This is a genomic window from Clostridium pabulibutyricum, from assembly GCF_058242705.1.
This window is the reverse complement of sequence record NZ_JBZAYZ010000002.1, coordinates 351,408-375,184: the sequence shown is the minus strand read 5'-3', so window position 1 is coordinate 375,184 and position 23,777 is coordinate 351,408. Positions and strand designations below refer to the sequence as shown.

The 23,777-nt window shown below is 33.8% G+C and carries 22 protein-coding genes; 17 read left to right on the top strand and 5 right to left on the bottom strand.

Features of this window, described 5'->3' with window-relative positions:
* The first annotated feature begins 108 nt into the window (after positions 1–108).
* The 8 genes from AC4CVH_RS05115 to AC4CVH_RS05080 all read left to right on the top strand — a co-directional run bounded on the left by AC4CVH_RS05115 (position 109) and on the right by AC4CVH_RS05080 (position 9,500).
* A complete protein-coding gene (locus AC4CVH_RS05115; protein ID WP_490786657.1) occupies positions 109–3,030 on the top strand; it encodes a sigma 54-interacting transcriptional regulator in 2,922 nt (973 codons plus the stop codon).
* A gap of 164 nt (positions 3,031–3,194) precedes the next feature.
* Positions 3,195–3,671 (top strand): PTS sugar transporter subunit IIA, encoded by a 477-nt coding sequence (locus AC4CVH_RS05110; RefSeq protein ID WP_490786656.1) that lies wholly within the window; start codon positions 3,195–3,197, stop codon positions 3,669–3,671.
* Positions 3,672–3,703: 32 nt separating this feature from the next.
* Positions 3,704–3,997, top strand: coding sequence for a PTS sugar transporter subunit IIB (locus AC4CVH_RS05105; RefSeq protein ID WP_490786655.1), 294 nt, complete (start codon positions 3,704–3,706; stop codon positions 3,995–3,997).
* Positions 3,998–4,126: 129 nt separating this feature from the next.
* The gene (locus tag AC4CVH_RS05100) at positions 4,127–5,395 is read left to right on the top strand and encodes a PTS galactitol transporter subunit IIC (RefSeq protein ID WP_490786654.1); all 1,269 of its coding nucleotides are present in this window, start codon (positions 4,127–4,129) and stop codon (positions 5,393–5,395) included.
* A gap of 19 nt (positions 5,396–5,414) precedes the next feature.
* Positions 5,415–6,461 (top strand): glycerol-3-phosphate dehydrogenase, encoded by a 1,047-nt coding sequence (locus AC4CVH_RS05095; RefSeq protein ID WP_490786653.1) that lies wholly within the window; start codon positions 5,415–5,417, stop codon positions 6,459–6,461.
* Between the two features lie 32 nt (positions 6,462–6,493).
* Positions 6,494–7,852 (top strand): sn-glycerol-1-phosphate dehydrogenase, encoded by a 1,359-nt coding sequence (locus AC4CVH_RS05090; RefSeq protein WP_490786652.1) that lies wholly within the window; start codon positions 6,494–6,496, stop codon positions 7,850–7,852.
* A gap of 31 nt (positions 7,853–7,883) precedes the next feature.
* Complete coding sequence (locus AC4CVH_RS05085; RefSeq protein ID WP_490786651.1) at positions 7,884–8,714, top strand: HAD-IIA family hydrolase; 831 nt, start codon at positions 7,884–7,886, stop codon at positions 8,712–8,714.
* A gap of 93 nt (positions 8,715–8,807) precedes the next feature.
* Positions 8,808–9,500, top strand: coding sequence for an arginase (locus AC4CVH_RS05080; protein WP_490786650.1), 693 nt, complete (start codon positions 8,808–8,810; stop codon positions 9,498–9,500).
* Here the strand turns inward: AC4CVH_RS05080 and AC4CVH_RS05075 are convergent.
* Entirely contained in the window at positions 9,483–10,904 is a 1,422-nt protein-coding gene (locus tag AC4CVH_RS05075; protein ID WP_490786649.1) for an MFS transporter, read from the bottom strand. The genes AC4CVH_RS05080 and AC4CVH_RS05075 overlap by 18 nt on opposite strands.
* Before the next feature lie 113 nt (positions 10,905–11,017).
* Here AC4CVH_RS05075 and AC4CVH_RS05070 point away from each other — a divergent pair, with 113 nt between their 5' ends.
* Both AC4CVH_RS05070 and AC4CVH_RS05065 read left to right on the top strand, forming a co-directional pair.
* Positions 11,018–11,713, top strand: coding sequence for a metallophosphoesterase family protein (locus tag AC4CVH_RS05070; RefSeq protein WP_490786648.1), 696 nt, complete (start codon positions 11,018–11,020; stop codon positions 11,711–11,713).
* An 11-nt stretch (positions 11,714–11,724) separates the two neighbouring features.
* Positions 11,725–12,486, top strand: coding sequence for an alpha/beta hydrolase (locus tag AC4CVH_RS05065; RefSeq protein ID WP_490786647.1), 762 nt, complete (start codon positions 11,725–11,727; stop codon positions 12,484–12,486).
* Between the two features lie 17 nt (positions 12,487–12,503).
* Here AC4CVH_RS05065 and AC4CVH_RS05060 read toward each other — a convergent pair whose 3' ends face one another.
* The 4 genes from AC4CVH_RS05060 to AC4CVH_RS05045 all read right to left on the bottom strand — a co-directional run bounded on the left by AC4CVH_RS05060 (position 12,504) and on the right by AC4CVH_RS05045 (position 17,290).
* Positions 12,504–13,625 (bottom strand): DegT/DnrJ/EryC1/StrS family aminotransferase, encoded by a 1,122-nt coding sequence (locus AC4CVH_RS05060; RefSeq protein ID WP_490786646.1) that lies wholly within the window; start codon positions 13,623–13,625, stop codon positions 12,504–12,506.
* Between the two features lie 33 nt (positions 13,626–13,658).
* A complete protein-coding gene (locus AC4CVH_RS05055) occupies positions 13,659–14,837 on the bottom strand; it encodes a DegT/DnrJ/EryC1/StrS family aminotransferase (RefSeq protein ID WP_490786645.1) in 1,179 nt (392 codons plus the stop codon).
* Positions 14,838–14,871: 34 nt separating this feature from the next.
* A complete protein-coding gene (locus AC4CVH_RS05050) occupies positions 14,872–16,065 on the bottom strand; it encodes a MerR family transcriptional regulator (protein ID WP_490786644.1) in 1,194 nt (397 codons plus the stop codon).
* 421 nt (positions 16,066–16,486) lie between these two features.
* Entirely contained in the window at positions 16,487–17,290 is an 804-nt protein-coding gene (locus AC4CVH_RS05045) for a DeoR/GlpR family DNA-binding transcription regulator (RefSeq protein ID WP_490786643.1), read from the bottom strand.
* A 319-nt stretch (positions 17,291–17,609) separates the two neighbouring features.
* Here AC4CVH_RS05045 and ulaG point away from each other — a divergent pair, with 319 nt between their 5' ends.
* From ulaG to AC4CVH_RS05010, 7 genes are all read left to right on the top strand, one after another.
* Positions 17,610–18,674: an L-ascorbate 6-phosphate lactonase gene (ulaG, locus tag AC4CVH_RS05040; RefSeq protein WP_490786642.1), complete on the top strand. Its 1,065-nt coding sequence runs from the start codon at positions 17,610–17,612 to the stop codon at positions 18,672–18,674.
* 120 nt (positions 18,675–18,794) lie between these two features.
* Positions 18,795–19,232: a PTS sugar transporter subunit IIA gene (locus AC4CVH_RS05035; protein WP_490786641.1), complete on the top strand. Its 438-nt coding sequence runs from the start codon at positions 18,795–18,797 to the stop codon at positions 19,230–19,232.
* A 30-nt stretch (positions 19,233–19,262) separates the two neighbouring features.
* Positions 19,263–20,717 carry a PTS ascorbate transporter subunit IIC gene (gene ulaA / locus AC4CVH_RS05030; protein ID WP_490786640.1) on the top strand — a complete coding sequence of 485 codons (1,455 nt, stop codon included), beginning with the start codon at positions 19,263–19,265 and terminating at the stop codon, positions 20,715–20,717.
* A gap of 27 nt (positions 20,718–20,744) precedes the next feature.
* On the top strand, positions 20,745–21,041 hold the full coding sequence (locus AC4CVH_RS05025; RefSeq protein ID WP_490786639.1) for a PTS sugar transporter subunit IIB: 297 nt from the start codon (positions 20,745–20,747) through the stop codon (positions 21,039–21,041).
* 28 nt (positions 21,042–21,069) lie between these two features.
* Positions 21,070–22,095 (top strand): hypothetical protein, encoded by a 1,026-nt coding sequence (locus tag AC4CVH_RS05020; protein ID WP_490786638.1) that lies wholly within the window; start codon positions 21,070–21,072, stop codon positions 22,093–22,095.
* Between the two features lie 105 nt (positions 22,096–22,200).
* The gene (locus AC4CVH_RS05015) at positions 22,201–22,893 is read left to right on the top strand and encodes an L-ribulose-5-phosphate 4-epimerase (RefSeq protein WP_490786637.1); all 693 of its coding nucleotides are present in this window, start codon (positions 22,201–22,203) and stop codon (positions 22,891–22,893) included.
* A gap of 12 nt (positions 22,894–22,905) precedes the next feature.
* Positions 22,906–23,751: an L-ribulose-5-phosphate 3-epimerase gene (locus AC4CVH_RS05010; RefSeq protein ID WP_490786636.1), complete on the top strand. Its 846-nt coding sequence runs from the start codon at positions 22,906–22,908 to the stop codon at positions 23,749–23,751.
* The last annotated feature ends 26 nt before the right edge of the window (positions 23,752–23,777 follow it).

Sequence of the window (23,777 nt, the reverse complement as noted above, 5' to 3'; positions counted from 1 at the left end):
TATTTGACTGCTTACTTGACAAGAAAATACTATTGAGTTAGAAATAAGTAAGAAAGTACAGTTCTATGAAAAATATAGCTAAAAACCAATAATTGGAGGCGTTTTTATATGATTAGTGAACTTATAGCTACAATACAAAATGAAGATAAAAAGAATCCATTTACAGATGAGCAAATTTCTAAGATACTGAAAATTACGAGAGAGAAAGTTAACGAATTGAGGCAGCAAAATAATATACCAAGTTATCTGGAAAGGAGAGAAAAGGTTTTATTAAGTGCTATAAATAAATTGCTGTTAAAAGATAAAAATATTTCTTATAGAAAATTGTGTGTTGAACTGAATAAAGAGGGCTTTAAGATATCAACATTTGGACTTAATAAATACAGGGAATATATTGAGAATATGAAAAATAATGAACATAATTTTAAAGAACATAAAGAGAAAAATTGTGAAAAAAACAACAATTGCTTTAGTAATATTATTGGAAACAATGGAAGCTTGAATCATGTTATAAAACTTGCGGAAGCTGCTGTTATGTATCCTAAAAATGGATTAAATACTTTGATAGTTGGAAGTACAGGAGTTGGTAAAAGCCAATTGGCAGAGCAGATGAACGTATTTGCAAGAAAAACTAGGAAAAAGGATGTACCTTTTGTAATTTTCAATTGTGCTGATTATGGCGATAATCCTCAACTTCTTGTGTCACAACTGTTTGGATACAAGAAGGGCAGTTTTACAGGGGCGGATCATGACAAAGCTGGGCTTATAGAAAAAGCTAACAATGGAATGTTGTTTTTGGATGAAATACATAGACTCCCACCTAAAGGTCAGGAAATACTTTTTAGGATAATTGATAAAGGTGAATTTAACAGATTGGGTGAAACTGACATAACAAGAAAGGTAGACATAATGATAATAAGTGCTACTACGGAAAATATAGAGTCAAATTTGCTTAATACTTTTAGAAGAAGAATTCCTGTACTTATAGAAATTCCGGATTTGAAAGACAGACCTGTAATTGAAAGAATGCAGCTGATAGGTAAGTTTTTCAAGCTTGAATCACAGAGAATAGATAAAAATTTTACGATATCTGGTGAAGTGCTCAGAACGCTTTTATTTTACAAGTGTCCGGGGAATATTGGACAGCTAAAATCAGATATACAAGTTATATGTGCAAAGGCATTCTTAGATTTTATATCCAATAGTAAAAATGAAATTTATATTTCAGTACAATATCTTTCCTCTTATTTAAAAGAACAGATAACTTATGTATATGAGAGATCATTGCATTTCAATATGTCGAGTATTGGCGATATGAGGGTAGATTCCCAAAAAGATAGAATTGAAGAGGATGGAAGTAGTGTAATTAGTCATAATATATATGATTTCCTTGAAAAAAGAATAGATGAATTAAAAAAAGATAAAAAGGATATTTCCAAAATTAAAGAAATACTTTCATTGGAGCTTGAAGAAAGAGTTGGAAAATATGCGAATGATATAGTAAGTAGATATGCAGGTATGTCTAGACAACTGCTTGAAGATATAGTTGGAAAGGAAATTATAGATATAGTGAATGATATAAAGAAAATGCTGATTTCTGATGTTGGAAATTTTGATTTTTCAATTTACAATGTACTATGTCTTCATATAAGCTCGGCAATAGAAAGAATTAGAAATGGAAAAGAAATTGTAAATCCTAAATTGAAAAGTATAAAAGAGGATTACAGTAGAGAGTTTAAAATAGCACTTAAAATAATAAATATAATGAGTATGAAATTAAAAGTTAAGTTTCCAGAAGATGAGGCAGGTTTTATAGCATTATATTTGAATAAATTTTATAATGACAAAACTAATATAAGTGATAGAAGAGTTGGCATAATAATAGTTACTCATGGTGAAGTGTCAAAGGCCATGCTTGAGGTGTCACAATCTCTAATAGGTGTGGAACATGGAGTTGCCATAAGTATGCCTCTTGATGAAAAACCAGAAATTGTTTATAAAGATGTCAAAGAAGCAGCTAAAAAGGTGAATATGGGCAAAGGAATATTAATGTTGGTTGATATGGGATCACTTGTGACTTTCGGGGATCTTATAACGAAGGAACTTGGTATACCTACAAGAATAGTTTCAAGGGTTGATACTGTTATGGTATTGGAGGCACTTAGAAAATCTGTTCAAAGTACTGCAACCCTGGATTCAGTTTTCAGGTCTGTAATTGACCTCGAGATAACTCTTCCACGAAGTGTTAGAGATGAGAATTTATCAGAAACAATGTTAAAAGAGAAAGTTATAATAACAACATGTGTTACAGGAATTGGCACAGCCTTAAAAATAAAGCAAATTTTATTGGATCAATTGGATAAAATAAAGTGTAAAAATGTAGAGATAATTAATATAGGACTTGTTCAGGAAGGAAGTATGTTCGATAAGATAAAAAGTGTGACTTTGAAGAAAGATGTTATAGCAATTGTAGGAACAGTAAATCCTGAAATTTCTGAGATACCGTTTATATCACTTGATGAACTCTTGGATGGAAAAAAGATTGAGACTTTGATTAATTCTATCAAAAACCATGAGAGTATTTCTAATTTGAGTATTGATTTGAAAAGTTTGTTTCATGAAAATATTGTAAGGACATTTTATTCAATGGGCTCCAAGGAGGAGATTATAAACATAATGGCAAGACTTATGGAAAAGCAGGGTTTTGTTAAGCACGAATTTTATGAAAATTTACTGGACAGGGAGGATCTTGGAACTTCGTATATAGGAGATGAAGTGGCTATACCCCATGGAAGTTATGATAAAAATATAATTAAACCTGCAATTGGAGTGGCAGTAATTAAAAATTCGGTAAAATGGGATGAAAACAACAATGTCAAAGTTGTTTTTATACTTGCGATTACATCGACTCATAAGAAATTGTTTTTGAGACTTTATAATACTATAAAAAATACACTGCTTATAGAAAAAATAAGTGGTATGAATGATAACAAAATAATAGTACAGGAAATATTGAAAACTATAATATGATAATTAACAGAAAATATCACAATAAATTAAATTTACAGGGTAATTATATAGTGAGATTTTCTATGTAAACGTATTAAATACAGGCATTTCAGGCAATATCCAACATTGGCATGTTAGTTGCTTAATTTATAATGCGAGAAATAAATTTTGAGAGGAGGATAGTTATGAGTGAAAAAATCAATGATTATTTAAAAAAAGAGTTAATAATAAACAAACTGGATGCAGATAGCCGAGAGGATATCTTTAAGGCTTCTTTCAAATTGCTTTATTCTCATGGATTTGTGAAAAAGTCTTTCTTGGATGGCTTAATAAAGAGAGAGGAAACATTTCCTACCGGCCTTAGAATAGGTAAGTATAATGTGGCCATCCCTCACACTGATTCAATTCATGTGCTGAGCCCGGCAATTTCGGTAATAACGCTAAAGAGGCCAGTTGAATTTAGATGTATGGATGGTGATGGAAAAGTATCTGCAAAAATTATATTTACAATGGCTCTCGATAAACCTCACAGTCAGGTAGTAATGCTTCAACAATTAATGTATTTGATTCAAAATCAGAGCTTGCTGGAAGAAGTTTTTGAACAAAATAGTACAGATGCCATATATGATACTTTGGCAAATACCAAAATTAATATTGGCTGATATTAAAAATAATTTCAAAAGGGGTAATGATCATGTCTAATTTAAAACAAAAGCTTGTTATTGTTGCTTGTGGTACAGGAATAGCTACTTCTACCGTGGTTTGCGAGAAAGTTCAAAAATTGATTCAGGACAATTCATTGAATGCCAGAATTATTCAATGTAAAATATCCGAAGTACCGGGATATGAAGAAGAGGCGACTGTACTTGTAACTACAACCATAGTTCCAAGAAAGTATAAAATGCCTGTGATAAAGGCAATGAATTATCTTACAAATATAAATACAGAAAAGATTGACAAAGAGATTATAGATATATTGAAAGAATAAAAAACACATAAGTTATCTTCCTAAAAACATTCGATAACTTATGCAAAAATATTATTAAACAAACTAATTATAGCACATATAACAAACAATATTGTAGAGTTTTATTTTTTATAGAAAAGGGGGAAAAATATGTTATTATCGGCAGTGAAATATATTATAAACTTGGGACCTACGGTTATGTTGCCTATAATACTTACTATAATAGGATTAATATTTGGGCAGGGTATAAAAAAGGCGTTTAAATCAGGAATAACTATAGGTATTGGATTTGTTGGAATAAATTTAGTAATTGGATTACTTACAGGGTCAGGCGGACTTGGAGAAGCAGCTCAGAAAATGGTAGCAAATTTTGGATTGCATTTAAATATTATAGATGTAGGATGGCCGGCAGCGGCTGCAATAGCATGGGCATCACCGATAGCGGCTATTATGATACCAATTGCCATGCTTGTTAATTTGGGAATGCTTGTTACGAAACTTACAGATGTACTTGATGTAGATATATGGAATTACTGGCATTTTACAGCTGCAGGTGCTACAGTATATGTTTTAACCGGCGGTAACTGGATATTTTCAATTATAGCTGCAATACTATATGAAATAGCAGTCCTTAAGATTGCTGATAAAACGGCTCCAATGGTTCAAGACTTTTTTGGTCTTGAAGGGGTTTCACTTCCAACAGGATCTGCAGCTGCATGTGGACTTATAGGAATACCTATAGTTAAGCTGGTTTCAAAAATTCCTGGAATTACAAAACTTCATGCTGATCCGGAAAGCATTCAGAAGAAGTTTGGAGTGTTTGGCGAACCGATGATGCTTGGATTGATACTTGGAATAATAATAGGAGCTTTGGCGGGCTATGATGTTGGTGGTATTTTCAAAATGGGTATTCAAATGGGTGCTGTTATGATGCTTATGCCTCGTATGGTAAAGATACTTATGGAGGGATTAATACCTTTGTCAGAATCGGTTAAAAATTTCTTGCAAAAGAGGAATCTTGGTGAAAACAGAAACATAACTATAGGCTTAGATGCGGCTGTTTCAGTTGGACATCCAGCAGTTATGGCTACAGCACTTGTCCTTGTACCGATAACTATATTTTTAGCTGTTATTTTGCCTGGAAATCAGGTACTTCCATTTGGTGACCTTGCAACAATATGTTTTTATGTTTCATTTATAGTAGGATCTGCAAGAGGAAATATAATTCACTCTGTTATATCAGGGACTATAGTTATGGCTTTTGTACTTCTGATGGCTACTAATATAGCACCATTCCATACAATGATGGCACAACAGGCACATTTTACAATGCCAAAAGGAACTTCTACAATTTCAAGCTTGGATCTCGGTGGAAATTTCTTAAACTGGATAATAATAAAAATATTTCAATTAATATAAAATACATGGAGGTAATATTATGAAAATTGTAACAGTTGTTGGATCAGGTCAAATGGCGTCGGCATTATCATTCCCTGCAGTTGAAAATGGGAATACGGTTAGGCTTGTTGGGACTCCACTTGACAGAGATATAATAAACGAAGCAAAATCTACAGGATTTCACAAAACATTGAAACGCCAGCTTCATAAAAGTGGAATTGAATATTATCAAATTGAAGATGTAAAAAAGGCTATATCTGGAGCTGATGTTGTGATATGTGGAGTTAGTAGCTTTGGAGTCGACTGGTTTGCAGATAATATATTACCTTTGATACCTGAAACTACGCCAATGCTTTCCATAACAAAGGGAATGATTGATATGGAAGATGGGACATTGATTAGTTATCCGCAGTATTTCGAGAGTAAGCTTAAGGGTAAAAAACTTTCGATAAATGCAGTTGGAGGGCCATGTACAAGCTATGAACTTGCAGATAAAGACCATTCAATGGTTACATTCTGCGGAAAGAATATGGATACGCTTGAAATGCTTAAAGGCATATTTGAAACATCATACTATCATATCAGTTTGTCCAATGATGTGCTTGGAGTGGAATGCGCTGTTGCACTCAAAAATGCCTATGCACTTGGTGTTTCACTGTCAATAGGTATGGCAGTTGGAAAAGACGGTACTGGAATAGAACATTATAATTCACAGGCTGGACTTTTCGGCCAAGGGGTAAAAGAAATGAAGAGAATTTTGAAGTTAATAGGTTCAGAGGATGAAAACATAGTACTTTCGGCTGGAGATCTTTATGTAACTGTTTTTGGTGGACGTACACGTAAAATCGGCACTATGCTTGGACAGGGACTTTCAATGGAAGAGGCCATGTCAAAGTTAAAGGGTGTTACACTGGAATCCATAGTAATTGCTACACGTACGGCACGTGCTGTTAAAAAACTTGCAAAGAGAGGTATTGTGAAAATCGATGATTTTCCACTGCTTATGCATATTGACAATGTAATAAACAATGGAGCCAAGGCATCGGATATGCCCTGGGCCGATTTTGAAACAAAAACAGTAATATAGCTAACTTCTCAAAATTCAAGGAGATGATTTATGTGGAACATTTGGAGAATTTAAGCCTTGATAAGATGACGGGACTTGAATATAAGTGTCAGTGTGGAAAAACTCATGAAGTTGAAATAAACAATATAGTAGTTGGAAAAGGGATTATAGAGGAATTAAGCGATGTTATACGAGATTATTCGGGAAAAAAGATATTTATAGTAGAAGATGAAAATACATTTGAAGTTGCAGGAAAAAAAGTTGAGGAAATTCTTAAAAAGGATTTTAAGATAGATAGATATGTATTTGGATCTGAACATCTTGTGCCTGATGAAAGAACCATTGGAAGGCTTCTCATGGAGGTTCCAAAAGATGTATCGCTTATAGTTGCCGTTGGCTCTGGAACAATAAATGATATATCAAGATTTTTAAGTTATAAACTTGGAATATCATATGTAATTGTCGGAACAGCACCTTCAATGGATGGATATGCGTCAGTAGTTTCTCCGCTTGTATGCGACAATGTAAAAATTACTTATGATGCAATTTACCCTAGAGCCATTGTGTGCGATATAGATATTATGAAAGATGCACCTATGCAGATGCTTCAGGCGGGACTTGGAGATATACTTGGAAAGTATACAGCACTTGCAGACTGGAACATTGCAAGAATTTTAAATGGAGAATATTTTTGCAGTGAAGTTGAAAAACTTGTCATGAAGTCTGTAAAACAGTGTGAAAGGGTTGCTGGTGGTTTGTCTGAGAGAAAGTCCGAAACAATAAAAAGCATAACTGATGCACTTATTTTATCTGGAATTGCAATTGGAATGGTTGGAGCTTCAAGGCCTGCATCAGGTGGAGAACATCAATTGTCCCATTGCTATGAAATGATGTTTATGAACAGTGGTGAAGAACACAGGTGGCTTCATGGCAATACTGTAGGTGTAGGAGTAGGTGTTGTGGCGCATGCTTATAAATATGCAAGGAATATTGACATAAATGAAATACTTGAGAAGGGTGAGTATACTAAACTTGATAAAGACAAATGGATACAAAATATAAAAGACGTTTATACGAGAAGTGCGGATAACATTATTAAGTTTAAGATAGACAGTATAAATTTTGATGCCGACAAGAGAAGAATTCAGGCTGAAAAAATATTGAAAAAGTGGGATGAGATAAAAGCTGTATTGAGTTCAAATGTGCCTGAACCGGAAAACTTAATCAACACATTGAAAAAATGCAATGCTGTGTGGAATCCAAAGGATGTTGGAATAGATAGGGAGTTGTTTGTTAAAAGCTTTATTGCTGCTAAGGACATGAGAAAGCGATATGGAATTTTTCAATTGCTCGAGGACCTTGGAAAATTAAATGAAGCAGCTGAGAATATAGCGGATATTTATTATAGGTAAATAAAAAATAGTATGAAGAAGGAGATATCACATGCCGTATAGATCAGTGGATTCAAAAGAAAGCTCGGAAGCTATATTAAAGAAAATAAAGTGTTTTGTTTTGGATTTGGATGGTACATTTTATTTGGGGGAGAACATGTTGGAAGGGTCCAAAGAGTTTCTTGAAGAACTTGAAAATCAGAGTATATCATTTAAGTTTTTTACCAATAATTCTTCGAAAAATGCACGTATATATGTAGATAAAATAAGAAAAATGGGATATCCTGCTAAGAATGATATGATGATGATTTCAAATCAAGTGATTATAAATTACCTGAAAGAAAATATGGATGGTAAAAAGATATTTGTTTTAGGAAATGATTATCTAAAAGGTGATTTTAAAGAAGCCGGGATTGAGCTTGTTGAAGAAGACGCGGATGTGGTTGTTGTGGGATTTGATACGTCTCTTGCTTACTCGAATGTTTTAAAAGCATGTGACTTTATAAGAAATGGAGCTGATTTTCTTCAAGTTAATCCAGATTTCAATTGCCCTATAGAAAATGGTTTTATGCCGGATTGTGGTTCTATATGTGCTATGATTACTGCATCTACTGGAAAGAAACCAAAGTGTTTCGGAAAACCATCACCTCATGCATTGCAGTATATTTTAAAATATACTGGATTTAAAGAGAGCGAAATTGCTTTTATTGGAGATAGACTCTATACAGATATAGCTATTGGGAAAGATAATGATTCCACAACTATTCTTGTTTTAACAGGTGAAACAAAAATTGAAGATTTGAAGGACTCCAAAGTACAACCAAGTCTTGTTTTTCAATCTTTGGGCAGTTTAAAAGATGTAATTGAAGAAATATATAAATAACATTAAATGTTAATGTTATGTAAAAATGTATTCAATAGCCTCTCTGCATCTAAATATGTTGTAATATATTTAGGTGTGGAGAGGTGTTTTTAAATGAGAAGTCTTTTAAGCATAGATTGGGATTATTTTGTACCAACGAGAAGTGAGTGGAGTGGTTCCTATGTTGAGGACAAAAAAAATTTGATGTTTATATGGTACAAGAGGTATTTTGAAAATAAAAGGAAAGGTGTGAACATAGAAGAGTCAATAAAAACAGGAAAAGAATTCAAAAGCTTTTTTAAAATTATAAAAGGAAGATTCAAATTTGTTAAAAATTTTAAAATGTATGTTTCTGATTCACATAAGTTTTCCTATGAAATAGCCAAAGTCAACAGATGTATAAATGTTATAAATTTTGATGCACATTCAGATCTTGGATATGGAGGTTTGAAGTCTCTTGAATTTGAGGTTAATTGTGCAAATTGGTTTGGAAAACTTTTTAAGGATAATATAATAAAAAGTGGAAGCATAGTATACAGTCCTTATACTATGGAAAATAAGAATGAATTTTATGATATAAACGATAAATTCAATATAGACTATATAAAAAGCTGTAATATACCAGAGCTTGAGATAAGTACAGTTCATGTATGCAGATCAGGAAGTTGGACACCACCATGGCTTGATGGAGACTTTAAAAAATTTATACAGAAGTTTAGTAGGCCCTATAAGATTTTTGATTGTCCAAAAAGGATATGGTGTCCTGACAAGCTTACTCTTTCGGACAAGCTATATATGTGGCTTTAAACTGGAAAATATTCTTGATATGGAAAGCAGTGCGGCAAATATGCAAAATGATGCTGCAGTCAAATATACTATTTTCATTGAATATATAAAAATATCAGGCCTGTTTGTTATGAAGCCAGTTACTTTATATCCTATTTTGGCACTCATTCTGTTATATAGAAGAACTACGGAAAAGCTTGTTCCAAAAACCATTCCCATATTTCTGACAAGCGCGTTTATACTTCCAGCTATACCCATGTTTTTGGGGGATACAAGAGACATTATAATAGAATTATTGGGTGATTGGAATAATCCATTGCCTATACCGAGAATTGCTACACCAAGTATTATATTGAAATAGCCGGAGCTGATATTTAAAAATGATAGTATAACCAAGCCTACGGCAGTAGTGACTAAACCTATGAAGGTAGGAAGTTCACCGCCTGTAATATCTGAGATATAACCGCTTATAGGCGCCACTATTCCTGCGAATATAGGAAAGACGACCATTAAGATTCCAGCTTTGGATGGAGAAATACCCATTGCATACTGAAGATAAAAAGGATATATTATATTGTTGCAGAATATTACAGTAAATGATATGAATGCGCACAGGAGGCTTATATCGAACAACCTGTTTTTAAATATTGAGAACTCGATCATAGGTTTTTTAACTTTTCTTTCAATAAAGTAAAATAAGGTTATTGAAACTATTGAAACTATAAAAGAAAATATTATATAAGGATTATTCCATCCAGATTTTTCACCACTTGATAGAGACCAGAAGATGCATATTACAAATATCATGAATGAAATAGATCCTTTGATGTCAAGGTCCTTTATAGATCCTTTGTTCATATCTTTTGGAAGATATTTTATTCCAAGTGCAAATGCAATTATTCCAATTGGAATATTTATTAAAAATATGGACTGCCAGCTGAAAAACTGAACAAGAACTCCTCCTATTGGAGGGCCGAGCATTGTTCCTATAGCTACGGTTGAACCCGAAAGTCCAAGGGCTTTGCCGCGTTCATTTGCAGGAAATGTATCTGCGATTATTCCCTGGTTTGACGACATTATCATAGATGCACCTATTCCCTGTATTATCCTTGATGCTATTAAGAATTGAACGGTATGTGACAGTGAACACATGAGTGAGCCAAATGAGAAAATTATGAAACCTCGGTGAAACACCTTTGCTTTTCCAATGAGATCGCCAATTCGTCCAAACATTAAAATAAGAGATGATATTACTATAAGATAGCTTGTAACTACCCATTGTATTGTATCTATTTGTGCAGACAATTTTGTAGCCATATCTGGAAGTGCAACATTTACGATACTGGCATCTATTGTGGAAACAAGAGGACCAAGTAGAACAACAAATAGTATTTTCCATTTATTTTTATTCTCATATTCAGTCATAGAACTATAATTCCTTCCTATATAAATTCCATAAATTACATTCTAATTTAAATAATTCATGGTGTCAAATGGACACTTTATATAATATAATTTTATGTGAGGAGATGATACTGTTGAAAATTGCAGTTATTTCTGATGTGCACGGTAATCTTGAAGCACTACAGAGTGCACTTTCAGATATAGATGACAAAAAGATTGATACTATAGTGTGTCTTGGAGATCTTGTAGGATACGGACCTTTTCCAAATCAGGTGGTAGAGCTTATAAGATCGAGAGCTATAATTAACATACTTGGAAATTATGATGCTGCTGTTCTTGAAGAAAAATTTAATTATATAAGGGACAATGAGGTAAATAAATTTTGTATGCCCTGGGCCGTAAGGGAACTTAAAGACAACAATAGGAAGTACCTTGAAACTGTTCCACGAAATATAGTTTTTGAATTCCAAAATAAAAAAATAAGATTTGTCCATGGAAGCACGAGAAAAATAAATGAATATCTTCCGGAAGACTCGAAAAATGCAGAAGAAGTTATGGAGTCGCTTGATGAGGATATTCTTTTTTGCGGACACACCCATATACCTTATATAAAAAAGTATGGAGAAAAGGTTCTATGTAATGACGGCAGTGTGGGAAAACCCAAAATAGGAAGGCCAAATGGAACTTATATTATAGTAGATGTGCTTAAAGATAAAGTTTCAAGTCAGATTATAGAATTTCAGTATGATTACAAAAAAACCGTTCAGGCAATGAAGGAAAAACACATACATACATCCTGTATAAAAAATATACTTTCCGGCATTGAATAAAGGCATTAATTATGATAGAAAATTTTTGTATTAAGAGTTCCAAAAACATTAATATAAGAGGCGTATTGAATATACCTGAAACTAAAAGAAAAAAACCTCCATGTATAATTTACTGTCACGGTTTTATGGGAAACAGAATAGAGCATAATTTTATGTTTGTAAGGATAGAGAAGGCGGTGTCTGGTCTTGGAATTGCATCTGTAAGGTTTGATTTTTCGGGAAGCGGAGAAAGTGGTGGAAATTTCGAAGATACAACAATATCTTCTGAAATAGATGATCTTCAATGTGTTTTCAAGTTTATAAGGAGCAAGAATATAATTGACGTTTCTAATATAAGTGTTCTTGGATACAGCATGGGGGGAGCAGTTTCAATAGCTTTTTCAAGCAAGGCACGAAAAGTTATAAAAAGCACAATCCTTATAAGTCCTGCAGTAAATATTTATAATGTATTGGCTTCAGGAGAATTCAGAAACCAATCTATTATATTTGAAAGCCTTAAAGTCAAAAAAAGTGTGCTTGATGATGTGTCAAACTATGATTTTTACAGTTGCGCAAAACATATTAAGGGTGCAGTGCTTATTACTCATGGCACAGATGATCTATCAGTTAAATCAGAGTATTCAAGAAAACTTTATGAAAAGGTCACTGGAAATGTGTATTTAAAACTTATAGAAGGGGCCTCTCACGGATATGATACACCGGAGAGTATGTCAAAGCTTGTAGGGGCCATATGTGATTTTTCAAAAAAAGAAATATTAAAGGTACAGGACTAGCCTGCACCTTTAATATTTTATTTTGTGTAGAATTTTTTTATGGCATTGCACACAATATCTACTTCTTCTTCAGTTATTTCAGGATATATTGGAAGTGCAAGAACCTTTTTGCACATTTTTTCGGCTACAGGGAAGTCTCCTTCTTTGTATCCAAGATAGCTGAAACATTTTTGAAGATGAAGAGGCATTGGATAGTATATGCTTGAGCCTATTTCATTTTCCTTTAGATATGATGCAAGTTCATCACGTTTCTCGGCTTCTATGTTGAATACATAATATACTGATTTTTGATCTCCCTTTGTTATAGGGAGTTTTATGTACTCGCAGTCACTTAGTCTTTCTTTGTACCAGTTTGCGGCTCTTTCTCTGTTTTTTATGGCGTCATCTATATACTTAAGTTTTACAAGAAGTATGGCAGCTTGCATTGTGTCAAGTCTTGAATTGTAGCCGATATAGTCATAGTGATATTTTTTTGAGGCGCCGTGAACTCTGAACATTTTTGCAAGTTTTCCAAGTTCGTCGTCATTTGTAACTATCATTCCGGAATCCCCGTAACCTCCAAGGGTTTTAGTTGGGAAGAAGGAAAATACTCCTATGTCTCCTACAGTCCCAGAATGTTTGTACTTAGAAGAGTTTCCTTTCCATCTCATACCAAAAGCTTCTGCAGCATCTTCAAGGACTCTTATGTTGTGAGTTTTGGAAACTTCCATTATTTTGTCCATGTCTGCCATTTGTGAAAAAAGATGTATTGGAAGTATGCCCTTTGTCTTGTCTGTTATTTTATCTTCTATTTTATTTGCATCTATATTGAAGGTATCTTCATCAATATCTACAAAAACAGGTTTTGCATTGTGCTTTGCAAGACAGGATGCAGATGCAAGAAAAGTAAATGGGGATGTAATTACTTCTGCACCGTCTTTAAAACCAAGTATGTCTGATGCGATTACAAGGGCATCAGTACCTGAGGACACACCTATGGCATATTTTGCACCGGTATATTTTTTTATTTCTTCTTCAAGCTCGGATACTTCATGTCCAAGTATGAAATTTCCGCTTTCTATTACTTTTGATATTGCACTGTCAAATTCTTTCTTTTTGGCATGATATTCTCTCTGGGGAGTATAAAAATTTACTTTCATAATGATCACCTTTCGCTTTTACATTTTTAAAGACTAGTTTATTTTACTCTCAACGATCTGTATTAGGTTTTCAATTACATATGCAGCATCCTCTTCTGACAAAGTGGAGTAAAGAGGAAGGGTTATTTCGCTTGCATATTGTGCATAGGCATTTGGATAATCTTCTATGGAATATCCAAGATTTTTGTATGCAGTAAACATTGGAAGAGGTGTAAAATGTACATTTGTAGCGATGTCCCTTTCTGCCATGTCTTGTATAATTTCATTTCTTGTCTCTTCTGAAATTCCTTTTATTCTAAGTGGATACAGGTGGTAGGACGTAGTTTTCACATCATCCTTTTCAAAAGGAATTATAGCCCATTCCTTGTTTTTTAATGCATTTGTATATACGTCGAATGCAGCTTTTCGTAATTTTAGCATATCTTCATATCTTGAAAGCTGTACAAGACCTATAGCCGCATTTATATCTGTCATATTGCATTTGTATCCAGGATATACTATATCGTATTTCCATGCGCCTGCTTTCATTTTAGAAAGGGCATCCTTTGATTGACCGTGCAGTGACATCAGCTTAAGGGTTTTTGAGAGGTCTGCCTTTCCCTTTAGATTATTGTCGTTGAAAGTTACAGCACCACCTTCTGCTGTTGTAAGATTTTTTACTGCGTGAAATGAAAATACATGGGCGTCAAGCTGTGCACCTACTTTTTCATTTTTGTAGCTTGCACCGAGGGCATGGGCAGAGTCAGATACAAGAATTATATCTTCACGCTTCTTTGCCTTTAAGACTTCTCTAAGTGCAGAATAATCTACAGGTACACCTGCAAAGTCAACTGTATATATGGCTTTTGTATTTGGCTTTATTGCGTCTGCCAGTTTTTCTATATCAATTAGAAAACTGTCTTTTTTTACATCGACAAAGGTTGGTTTTATTCCTCTGTGTACGGAAACACTTGCAGTTGACGTGTATGTATATGGAGTTGTTATTACATCGTCACCTTGTTTTATATCAAATACCTGAAGTATAAGTTCCAATCCGGCAGTGGCGTTTCCTACTGTAATTGCGTGATTTGCACAGCAGTATTCCGCAAGAGCTTTTTCAAATTCTGCGGTCTTAGGACCTGTAGTTATCCAGCCTGACTTTAATACCTCAACTACAGCGTCTATTTCACTTTGAGTTATATCTGGTGGAGAAAAAGTAATTTTTTTATTCATTTTGTTCAAGTCCCTTCTTTTATTTATAATCAATTTATATTTTTTTGCTTTTAAAAAATCCTGTGTCTTTAGTTATGTAAATGTAACCATTTTTTATTATTTCAGAATGCAGAAGATCTGTCAATTTTTCAAGTTCTTCTCTGCTGAAAAGATTTTTTTTGTTCCCCGGCATAGAAAATATGTAATCTATAAGAGGGGATTCCTCTGTAAGTTTCAAGCTGTCTTCATATCTTACAAGTTCAATTTTCTTAAACCATTTTGAAAGCTTTTCCCTCCCACCTTCAAGTTGAAATTTTTCTGTAAGATTCCAGCTGTCTGCAGTAAGCTTTTTTGATCCAAAGCGTGAAATTATATCACGCATTTCCATCATATGGTTTGTGCCTACAGTGGAAGCGTAGAATATTCCATTTGGTTTTAAAACCCTTTGTATTTCAGAAAAAGCGCGATCAATGTCAGATACGTGGTATAGCATATTGTTTGCTATGACACCATCAAAAGAGCTGTCTTTAAAAGGAATTTTTTGTGCATCTGTTATTTTGAACTTGAATCTTCCAATGTTTTCTTTTAAATTGGTTTTGGCATCATTTAACATACCTTCTGAAAAGTCAGTCAGGGTAATGTCCCAGGAGTTTGGAATTCTAGATGCGTTTTTTTGCCAGAGTTTACCTGTGCCGCAGCCAAGTTCAAGGACCCTGGCATTTTCTTTGAAGTCAAGTTGTTCAAAGAACCACTTCATCCAGCCTTTGCTGTTGGTGCTGAACATTTCATGAAGCTTTATCCTGGCGTTTAAATTTGAGGCGGTTTCATACTGTTCCATCCATTTTTGATCTATGTTTATGAGACTGATTATATTTATAAATTTATCCCAATTTAAAGAATTTGAAGAGTCCAGCATTTTTATAGCCTCATCAATTGATTTTATAATTGATTCTATATGATAGACTTTTTCCTTCATGATTTCACGCTGAATTCCAAGGGATTTTTTAATATCCTGTTCAGTATCGTAGTCCATTATTTTGGATATTTCTTTCAGGGAAAGGCCTATGAACTTTAATGTAAGTATTTTCTGAAGCCTTCCAAAATCGGATTTATTGTAGAATCTTTTACCGGTACTATTATATTTTGAAGGCTTTAAAAGATCTATTTTATCGTAGTATCTTAAAGTTCTTATTGTAATATTGGCTTTTTTTGCAAATTCACCTATACTGAAAAAAGAATCGTCGTACATAGATATATCCACCTCTGGTTTAAAAACTTTTAACTGCCTGCCAGATTATATTATCACATTACGTTACGTCATGTGCAATAGTTTAATTTAGATTTGTATTAAGCGGATTGTTAATGAAACGGCAAAAAAACGGCAAAAATTCATTTATTGATAACATTTTGATAATTTAAAAAGACATGATAATCATCTTGTTGTTAGATTTTTAGGAACTCCGTATTTATATAAGACTTTGTCAGAAAATAATCAGCATGAATTGACAGGCTAAGTTTTATTCAAAGAAGATTTTTTATAAAATTACAGCCAATAAATGCAATTTCGCGGGATCATGGCAATATGACTTCGAGTTAGTTATGAGACAAAGTATATAAAAACATTAAATTGGTTGTAGGTTTGTAAGAAAGTGAATCTACAACCAATAAACTTATCTATAATCATTACTTACTTTTATAACATCAACACCCTTTGCTTTAAAATCTCTAACATCACTTTCCTTTATATCGGAATCGGTTATAAGATAAGATATTTCATCTATGTCACCACTTGAAAAATTATGATGCCGTCCTACTTTGCTGCTGTCGGCCAGTACATATACAGGACCGCTGCAGCGATTTATCATCTCATGATTGACCAGCGTTTCCTGAAGAACCGATGTACTTATTCCTGAATCACAGGCAATTCCGCTTACACCCAAGAAACACTTGTCAGCTGTTATTTTTGAAAGAATATACACTGCAAACTCGCCAATTAAGGACTGCTTCCTTTCGTAGACCTGACCTCCAGTTAAAACAAGATCAATATTGGGTCCTATAGTTGATTGGAGTGATTTGCCGTTATTTGTAACTACGTAAACCCTCTTGTCATCAAGGTAATCCAATATTAAAAGTGCGGTTGAACTGGAGTTTATGAAAATTGTATCCCCATCATCTATTAAACTGGCTGCATGTTTTGCAATGGCCTGCTTTTTTTCAATAAGTGATGAAGTAAGGGTTATATCATCCAGATTTATATTACTTATATTGTCGGAATTGGTTGCCAGTTTCGCACCACCATAATATCTAATTATAAGACCCTTGTCATCCAGCACTTGAAGGTCTCTCCTTAAAGTAAGAGGTGATATATTTAGTTTTTTGGCGAGTTCCTTATTGTCAATTTTTTTGTGCTCAGCTATGTAATCAAGTATTCTGCTTCTTCTTTTAGATACTATACTCTGAGTATGTTTTTTCATTTTTATCACTTCTCTTTTCATATTATATATTTCAAAAACAGTATTTATAGTTTAAATTAATAGCTATTATTGTATGACTAAGATAATTATAATATAAACGTTCAATAAATTCAATATAAACAATCAAAAAATAAAAAACTATGATTATTTAAATGAATTACATTGAACTTTTTGAATAATAGATGTATTATAATAACATAAACAAGCAAAATAATCCAAATAACAAATCATTATGCTCAAAAATCAAAAGCTAATGAATGATTAAGCTAAAATAACATTCAAAAAATGCGGATATTATATTTATGGAGGAGATATTTATATGTCTAAGGTAGAAGAAATTACAAGAGAAAAATGGATACTGAAAACTTTTCCGGAGTGGGGAACATGGTTAAATGAGGAAATACAAGAAGAGGTAGTTAAGCCGGGAACATTTTCAATGTGGTGGCTGGGCTGCACGGGAATATGGGTAAAGTCAGAGAAAAGCACCAATATATGTATTGATTTTTGGTGTGGAAGTGGAAAGAATACAAAAGCTAATAAATTTATAAAACCACAACATCAAATGGCTAGAATGTGTGGAGGTAAAAAACTTCAGCCGAATTTAAGAGTTGCACCGTTTGTATTGGATCCATTTGGTATTAAAGAAATCGATGCGGTTTTGGCAACACATGATCACAATGATCACATTGATGTAAATGTTGCAGCAGCCGTCATTCAAAATTGTGATCCAAGTGTTCCTTTTATAGGACCCGAGGCATGTGTTAATAAATGGATAGGGTGGGGAGTACCTAAAGAAAGATGTGTGGTCGTTAAACCAGGTGACACAGTTAAAATAAAGGATATAGAGATAGTTGCATTGGAATCCTTTGATAGAACAGCACTTATTACAGAGCCGCCAATGGGTGATATAAGAGGAAAGATGCCGGTTGACATGGACATAAAAGCCGTCAATTATCTGATTAAGACTTCAGGTGGAAATCTTTATCACAGTGGAGATTCACATTATTCAAATTATTATGCTAAACATGGAAACGATTATGAAATTGATGTAGCACTGGGTTCATATGGAGAAAACCCAAGAGGAATAACAGACAAGATGACATCTGTGGATATTTTGAGAATGGCGGAATCATTAAATACAAAGGTAGTAATTCCATTTCATCATGATATTTGGTCAAATTTTCAAGCAGATACTAAAGAAATATTAGAATTGTTTGATATGAGGAAAGACAGATTGCAGTATAAATTTCATCCATTTATATGGCAGGTTGGTGGAAAATTTACATTTCCAGATGATGCTGCAAAGAGAGAATATCATTATCCAAGAGGCTTCGATGATTGTTTCTCTGTAGATATAAATACGCCTTATAAATCATTTTTATAAATCTACATAGAAGTTAAAGTTATGGATATAGGGAATGGAAGATATTTTAATACTACAAGCACTTGCAGAAAAGATAATAAAGCTCTATTTCCATAACTAAAAATAATAGGGAGGGAAATTATGTTAAAAGAATTGATTGACAATGGAAGATACTCATTTCACGATGAATTTGACACATGGGAAGATGCTATTGAAGCATCTTGTAAACCTTTAATAAATGATGGCTCGATTGACCACAATTATGTGGATTCAATAATATCAAATGTAAAAAAATACGGACCATATATAGTTATAGCACCGAATATATGTATACCTCATGCTCAGGAGGGAGCGGTAGGAGTCAATAAAACGGCTGTGTGTTTTATGAGAACCAAAAAATCAGTGCATTTTAGTGATGATCCAGAACAGGATGCAAAAATATTTTTTGTACTGGCATCAACAGACAGCAATATACATTTACAAAATCTATCTAATTTAGTGTCACTCATAGAAGATGAGTCAGTTGTTGAAAAATTAATTCAGGCTGAGTCGGTAGAGGATTTAAAGGCAATATTATAATACAAAAACAAAATACAAGGAGGAATTAAAATGCAAATATTATTGGATATATGGAAGTTTTTCCAGGTAAACATTTTGACTAATCCAGCATTTTTTATAGGTTTTATAGTACTTATAGGTTATATGCTGTTGAAACGCCCGATTTACGAGGCAATAGCAGGTTTTATAAAGGCAACTGTAGGTTATTTGATTTTAAACGTAGCGTCTGGTGGACTTGTAAGTAATTTTAGGCCTATACTTGCAGGGCTTAAAGATCGTTTTAATTTGACAGCTGCAGTTATCGATCCATATTTTGGACAAACAGCAGCTCAGGCAGCTGTTGAAAGTATTGGAAGATCATTTTCACTTATGATGATAGTACTTTTAATAGCATTTATTTTCAATATAATATTAGTATTATTTAGAAAAGTAACTAAAATAAGAACGCTGTTTATTACTGGTCACATAATGGTACAGCAGTCTTCAACAGCTTTGTGGCTTGTATTGTTTTGTTTCCCAAACATAATTGATACAAAAGCGGTTATAATGCTTGGATTGCTGCTTGGTACTTATTGGGCAGTTGCAACAAATCTTACAGTAGAAGCAACTCAAGAGCTAACTGAGGGTGGAGGATTCGCTGTAGGCCATCAGCAGATGTTTGGAATTTGGATTACAGATAAAATTTCAGGAAAAATAGGCAACAAGGAAAAGTCTATTGAACATCTTGAATTGCCTGGATTTCTATCGATATTTAGTGACAATGTAGTTGCAACAGGTATATTAATGACGTTATTCTTTGGAATAATAATGGGAATACTTGGACCTGATTTATTACATAAGATAGATAAGACTGGATTTGCTGTAGACAGAAATTTTGCTTTTTATATTTTGGAGAAATCACTGGACTTTGCAGTATATCTCAGTATATTGCAGCTTGGTGTAAAAATGTTTGTTGGAGAACTTACTGAATCTTTCCAGGGTATCTCAAACAAGATTTTGCCAGGATCAATGCCTGCGGTGGATTGTGCGGCAACATATGGATTTGGACATCCTAATGCAGTAACAATAGGATTTTTGTTTGGAGCACTCGGACAATTCCTATCAATTATTGGACTTATAATATTTCACAGTCCGGTACTTATAATTTCGGGTTTCGTACCATTATTCTTTGATAACGCAACTTTTGCAGTATATGCAAATAAAAAAGGTGGATTGAGAGCGGCTTGTATAATTCCTTTTGTTTCAGGAATAATTCAAGTTTTAGGTGGAGGTTTTGCGGCATATTATTTTGGATTGTCAAAATTCGGAGGATGGCATGGGAACTTTGACTTTGATACAGTCTGGCCGGTGATTGGCTTGATTATGAATAATCTCAAATATGTAGGAGTTGGAATTGTAATTGTAGCAATGCTTGTAATACCGCAAATCCAGTATATAAAGAATAAAAAGGGATATTTCAAAATAGCAGAGGATTATGATGAGTATGTAAGTGAAATAAAAAAATGATTATAAATTAGAAGGATGTGTGTGTAAATGTTAAAGATAATAGCAGCTTGTGGAAGTGGAATGGGTTCAAGTCAAATAATAAAAATGAAGATAAGCAAGGTCTTTAAAAAGCTTGGAATAGATGTATCAATTCAGCACAACAGTGTAGGAGAAGCCAAGAGCCAGGCATCTAATTTTGATGTAGTATTTTGCTCGGAGGTGCTGACTTCAAATTTTAAAAGAGCCGAAGAGGCAGGGACTATAGTAGTTGGACTTAAGAATGTTTTATCGGAAAAAGAAATAGAGCAGAAGATTTTAGATAAGGTAGTCAATAAAAGCAAGTAGTGCAATGACTGATTGAGGTGAAGATGATATGAAAATTACAAAGAAACATTTGGATGAAATGTATCGTGCATATGCAGCAAGTACCATGGAGATTAATGGAGAACTAAATATTTTAATTGCCTCCGAAGAAAAAGGAGATCCATGCTATGCATACAGTGGAAAAAATTTTAATTGCCGCCATACAGTATGGGAAAATGGTGGGGGATGTATGTCAATAATTCCTATACCAGGCTGTACAAATGAATTTCTTGCTGTTCGTGATTTTTATCTAAAAGAGAGTCCAAGCAATTCACGTTTGGTCTGGGGACATTTGGAGAATGGAGAGTGGATTATTGAAAATGTTGTAAAACTTCCATATTTGCATCGTTTTGATATATTTGACTTGGATGGAGAATTGTATTTTATAGGAGCTACTATAGCTGACGAAAAATCTTGTAAAGATGACTGGAGTCATCCTGGAACAATATACTATGCAAAGCTGCCGGAGGTATTAACTGATGGATTGGAACTTAGAGTATTGAAAAAAGGTTTGTTTAAAAATCATGGATATACCCGCCATATGGTTTGTGGCAAGCCAAGGGGAACTTTTGGATGTGAAGAAGGAGTATTTGAAGTCATACCAAATAAGAATGGAAATTGGGAAGTAAATAAACTTTTGAATGGTAAAATGGGTGAAGTTGCATGGTGTGACTTGGACGGCGACGGTCAGGATGAATTAATGACGATTGAGCCTTTTCACGGCAATTCAATGAAAATTTACAAGCTTGTTGATGGAAAATATACCGAAATTTATAAATATCCATATAAAGTTGATTTTGCACACACATTAATTGGGACAACTCTATGCGGAGTGCCGAGTTTTGTAGGTGGTGTAAGACGTTTAGATTCCGAACTGTTTTATATACAATGGGTCGATGGAAAATGTAAGGAAACAATTATAGAAAAAGGTGTAGGGCCGGCCAATGTATCAGTTGTAAATTTGAAAGAGTGTGATTTGATTGTTTCAGCCAACCACACTAAAAATGAAGCGGCAGTATATGTAGTCACAAATTAGCAATTATATTATAAGTTTTAGGCATGGCATTAAATCTCCATGTTTAAAACTTATATTGTTCTATCGAGTACAATACAAAGTTCATAATGATATGGAGGAAGATTGATGTTAGAGGAATTAAAAAAGAAAGTTTATGAGGCAAACATGCTTTTGCCTAAATATAATCTTGTTACTTTTACGTGGGGTAATGTTTCGGCGGTAGACAGAAATGAGGGGCTGTTTGTAATTAAGCCATCCGGAGTTGAGTATAGTTCGTTGGAACCGGAAGACATGGTTGTAGTTGATTTAAGTGGAAAGGTAGTAGAAGGAAAATATAGGCCATCATCTGATACACCAACTCATATGAAGCTGTACAATGATTTCGCTAATATAGGAGGGATTGTCCATACGCACTCAAGATATGCGACTATATTTGCACAAGCAGGTAGGGGAATTGTTCCATATGGAACTACTCATGCGGATTATTTTTACAATGAGATACCTTGCACTAGAAATATGAGTACAGAGGAAATAAATAATGATTATGAATACAATACAGGTGCTGTAATTACAGAGACCTTCAAGGATTTGAATCCTACCTACGTACCAGGTGTATTGGTTAAAAATCACGGCCCATTTTCATGGGGAACAACTGTACTTGAAGCCGTTCACAATGCAGTTGTTTTAGAAGAGGTGGCAATGATGGCACTGAATACGGAGCTTTTATGCAAAAACAACTTAGAAAAAATGCCTCAAGCTTTAATGCAAAAGCATTTTATGAGAAAGCATGGTTCAAACGCTTATTATGGTCAAAAGTAGGAAGGTGAGAGTGTGAAAAAATATACATTGGGATTATATGAGAAGTCCATGCCAAACTATTTAACCTGGGAGGAAAAACTTAATTGTGCGAGAGAATGTGGATTTGATACTATTGAAATAAGTATAGACGAAACTGAAGAAAAATTATCAAGATTGTATATGTCAAAAGGTGATAGAAAAGCTATTGTTGAATTAATGTTCAAATGCGGTGTCGAGATTAGAACCATGTGTCTTAGTGGACACAGAAAATATCCGCTTGGAAGTATGAACTATGAAATACGAAAAAAGGGAATGGATATTATGAAGAGGGCGATTGAACTTGCAGATGATCTAGGAATAATGATAATTCAATTGGCTGGATATGATGTTTATTATGAAGAAGGAAATGAGCAGACAAGAAAGTATTTTGAGGAAAACCTGAAAAAATCCGTGGAGATGGCTTCAAGCAAGGGAGTGATTCTTGCCTTTGAAACAATGGAAACGGAGTTTATGAACACCGTTGAAAAAGCTATGGAATTTGTTAAATTGATTGATTCACCATATCTTCAAATTTATCCTGATTGTGGAAATATAACCAATGCAGCTTTTAAATACGGCAGCAATATAATAGAAGATTTTTCGAAAGGGAAAGGGCATATCGCAGCTGTTCACCTGAAAGAAACAGTTCCGGGAAAATTCAGAGAAATTGCATTTGGCACAGGACATGTGAACTTTGAAAAAATAATAAAAAAGTCATGGGAGCTTGGGGTGAGAAAGTTTACTGCCGAGTTCTGGTATACAGGCAACGAAAATTGGAAGGATATAATTAAAAGTACAAAAACATTTATGGATGAAAAATTCCAAAGAGCTTTGAGCTGAAGTTAAATGTAAAAAACTATTGACAT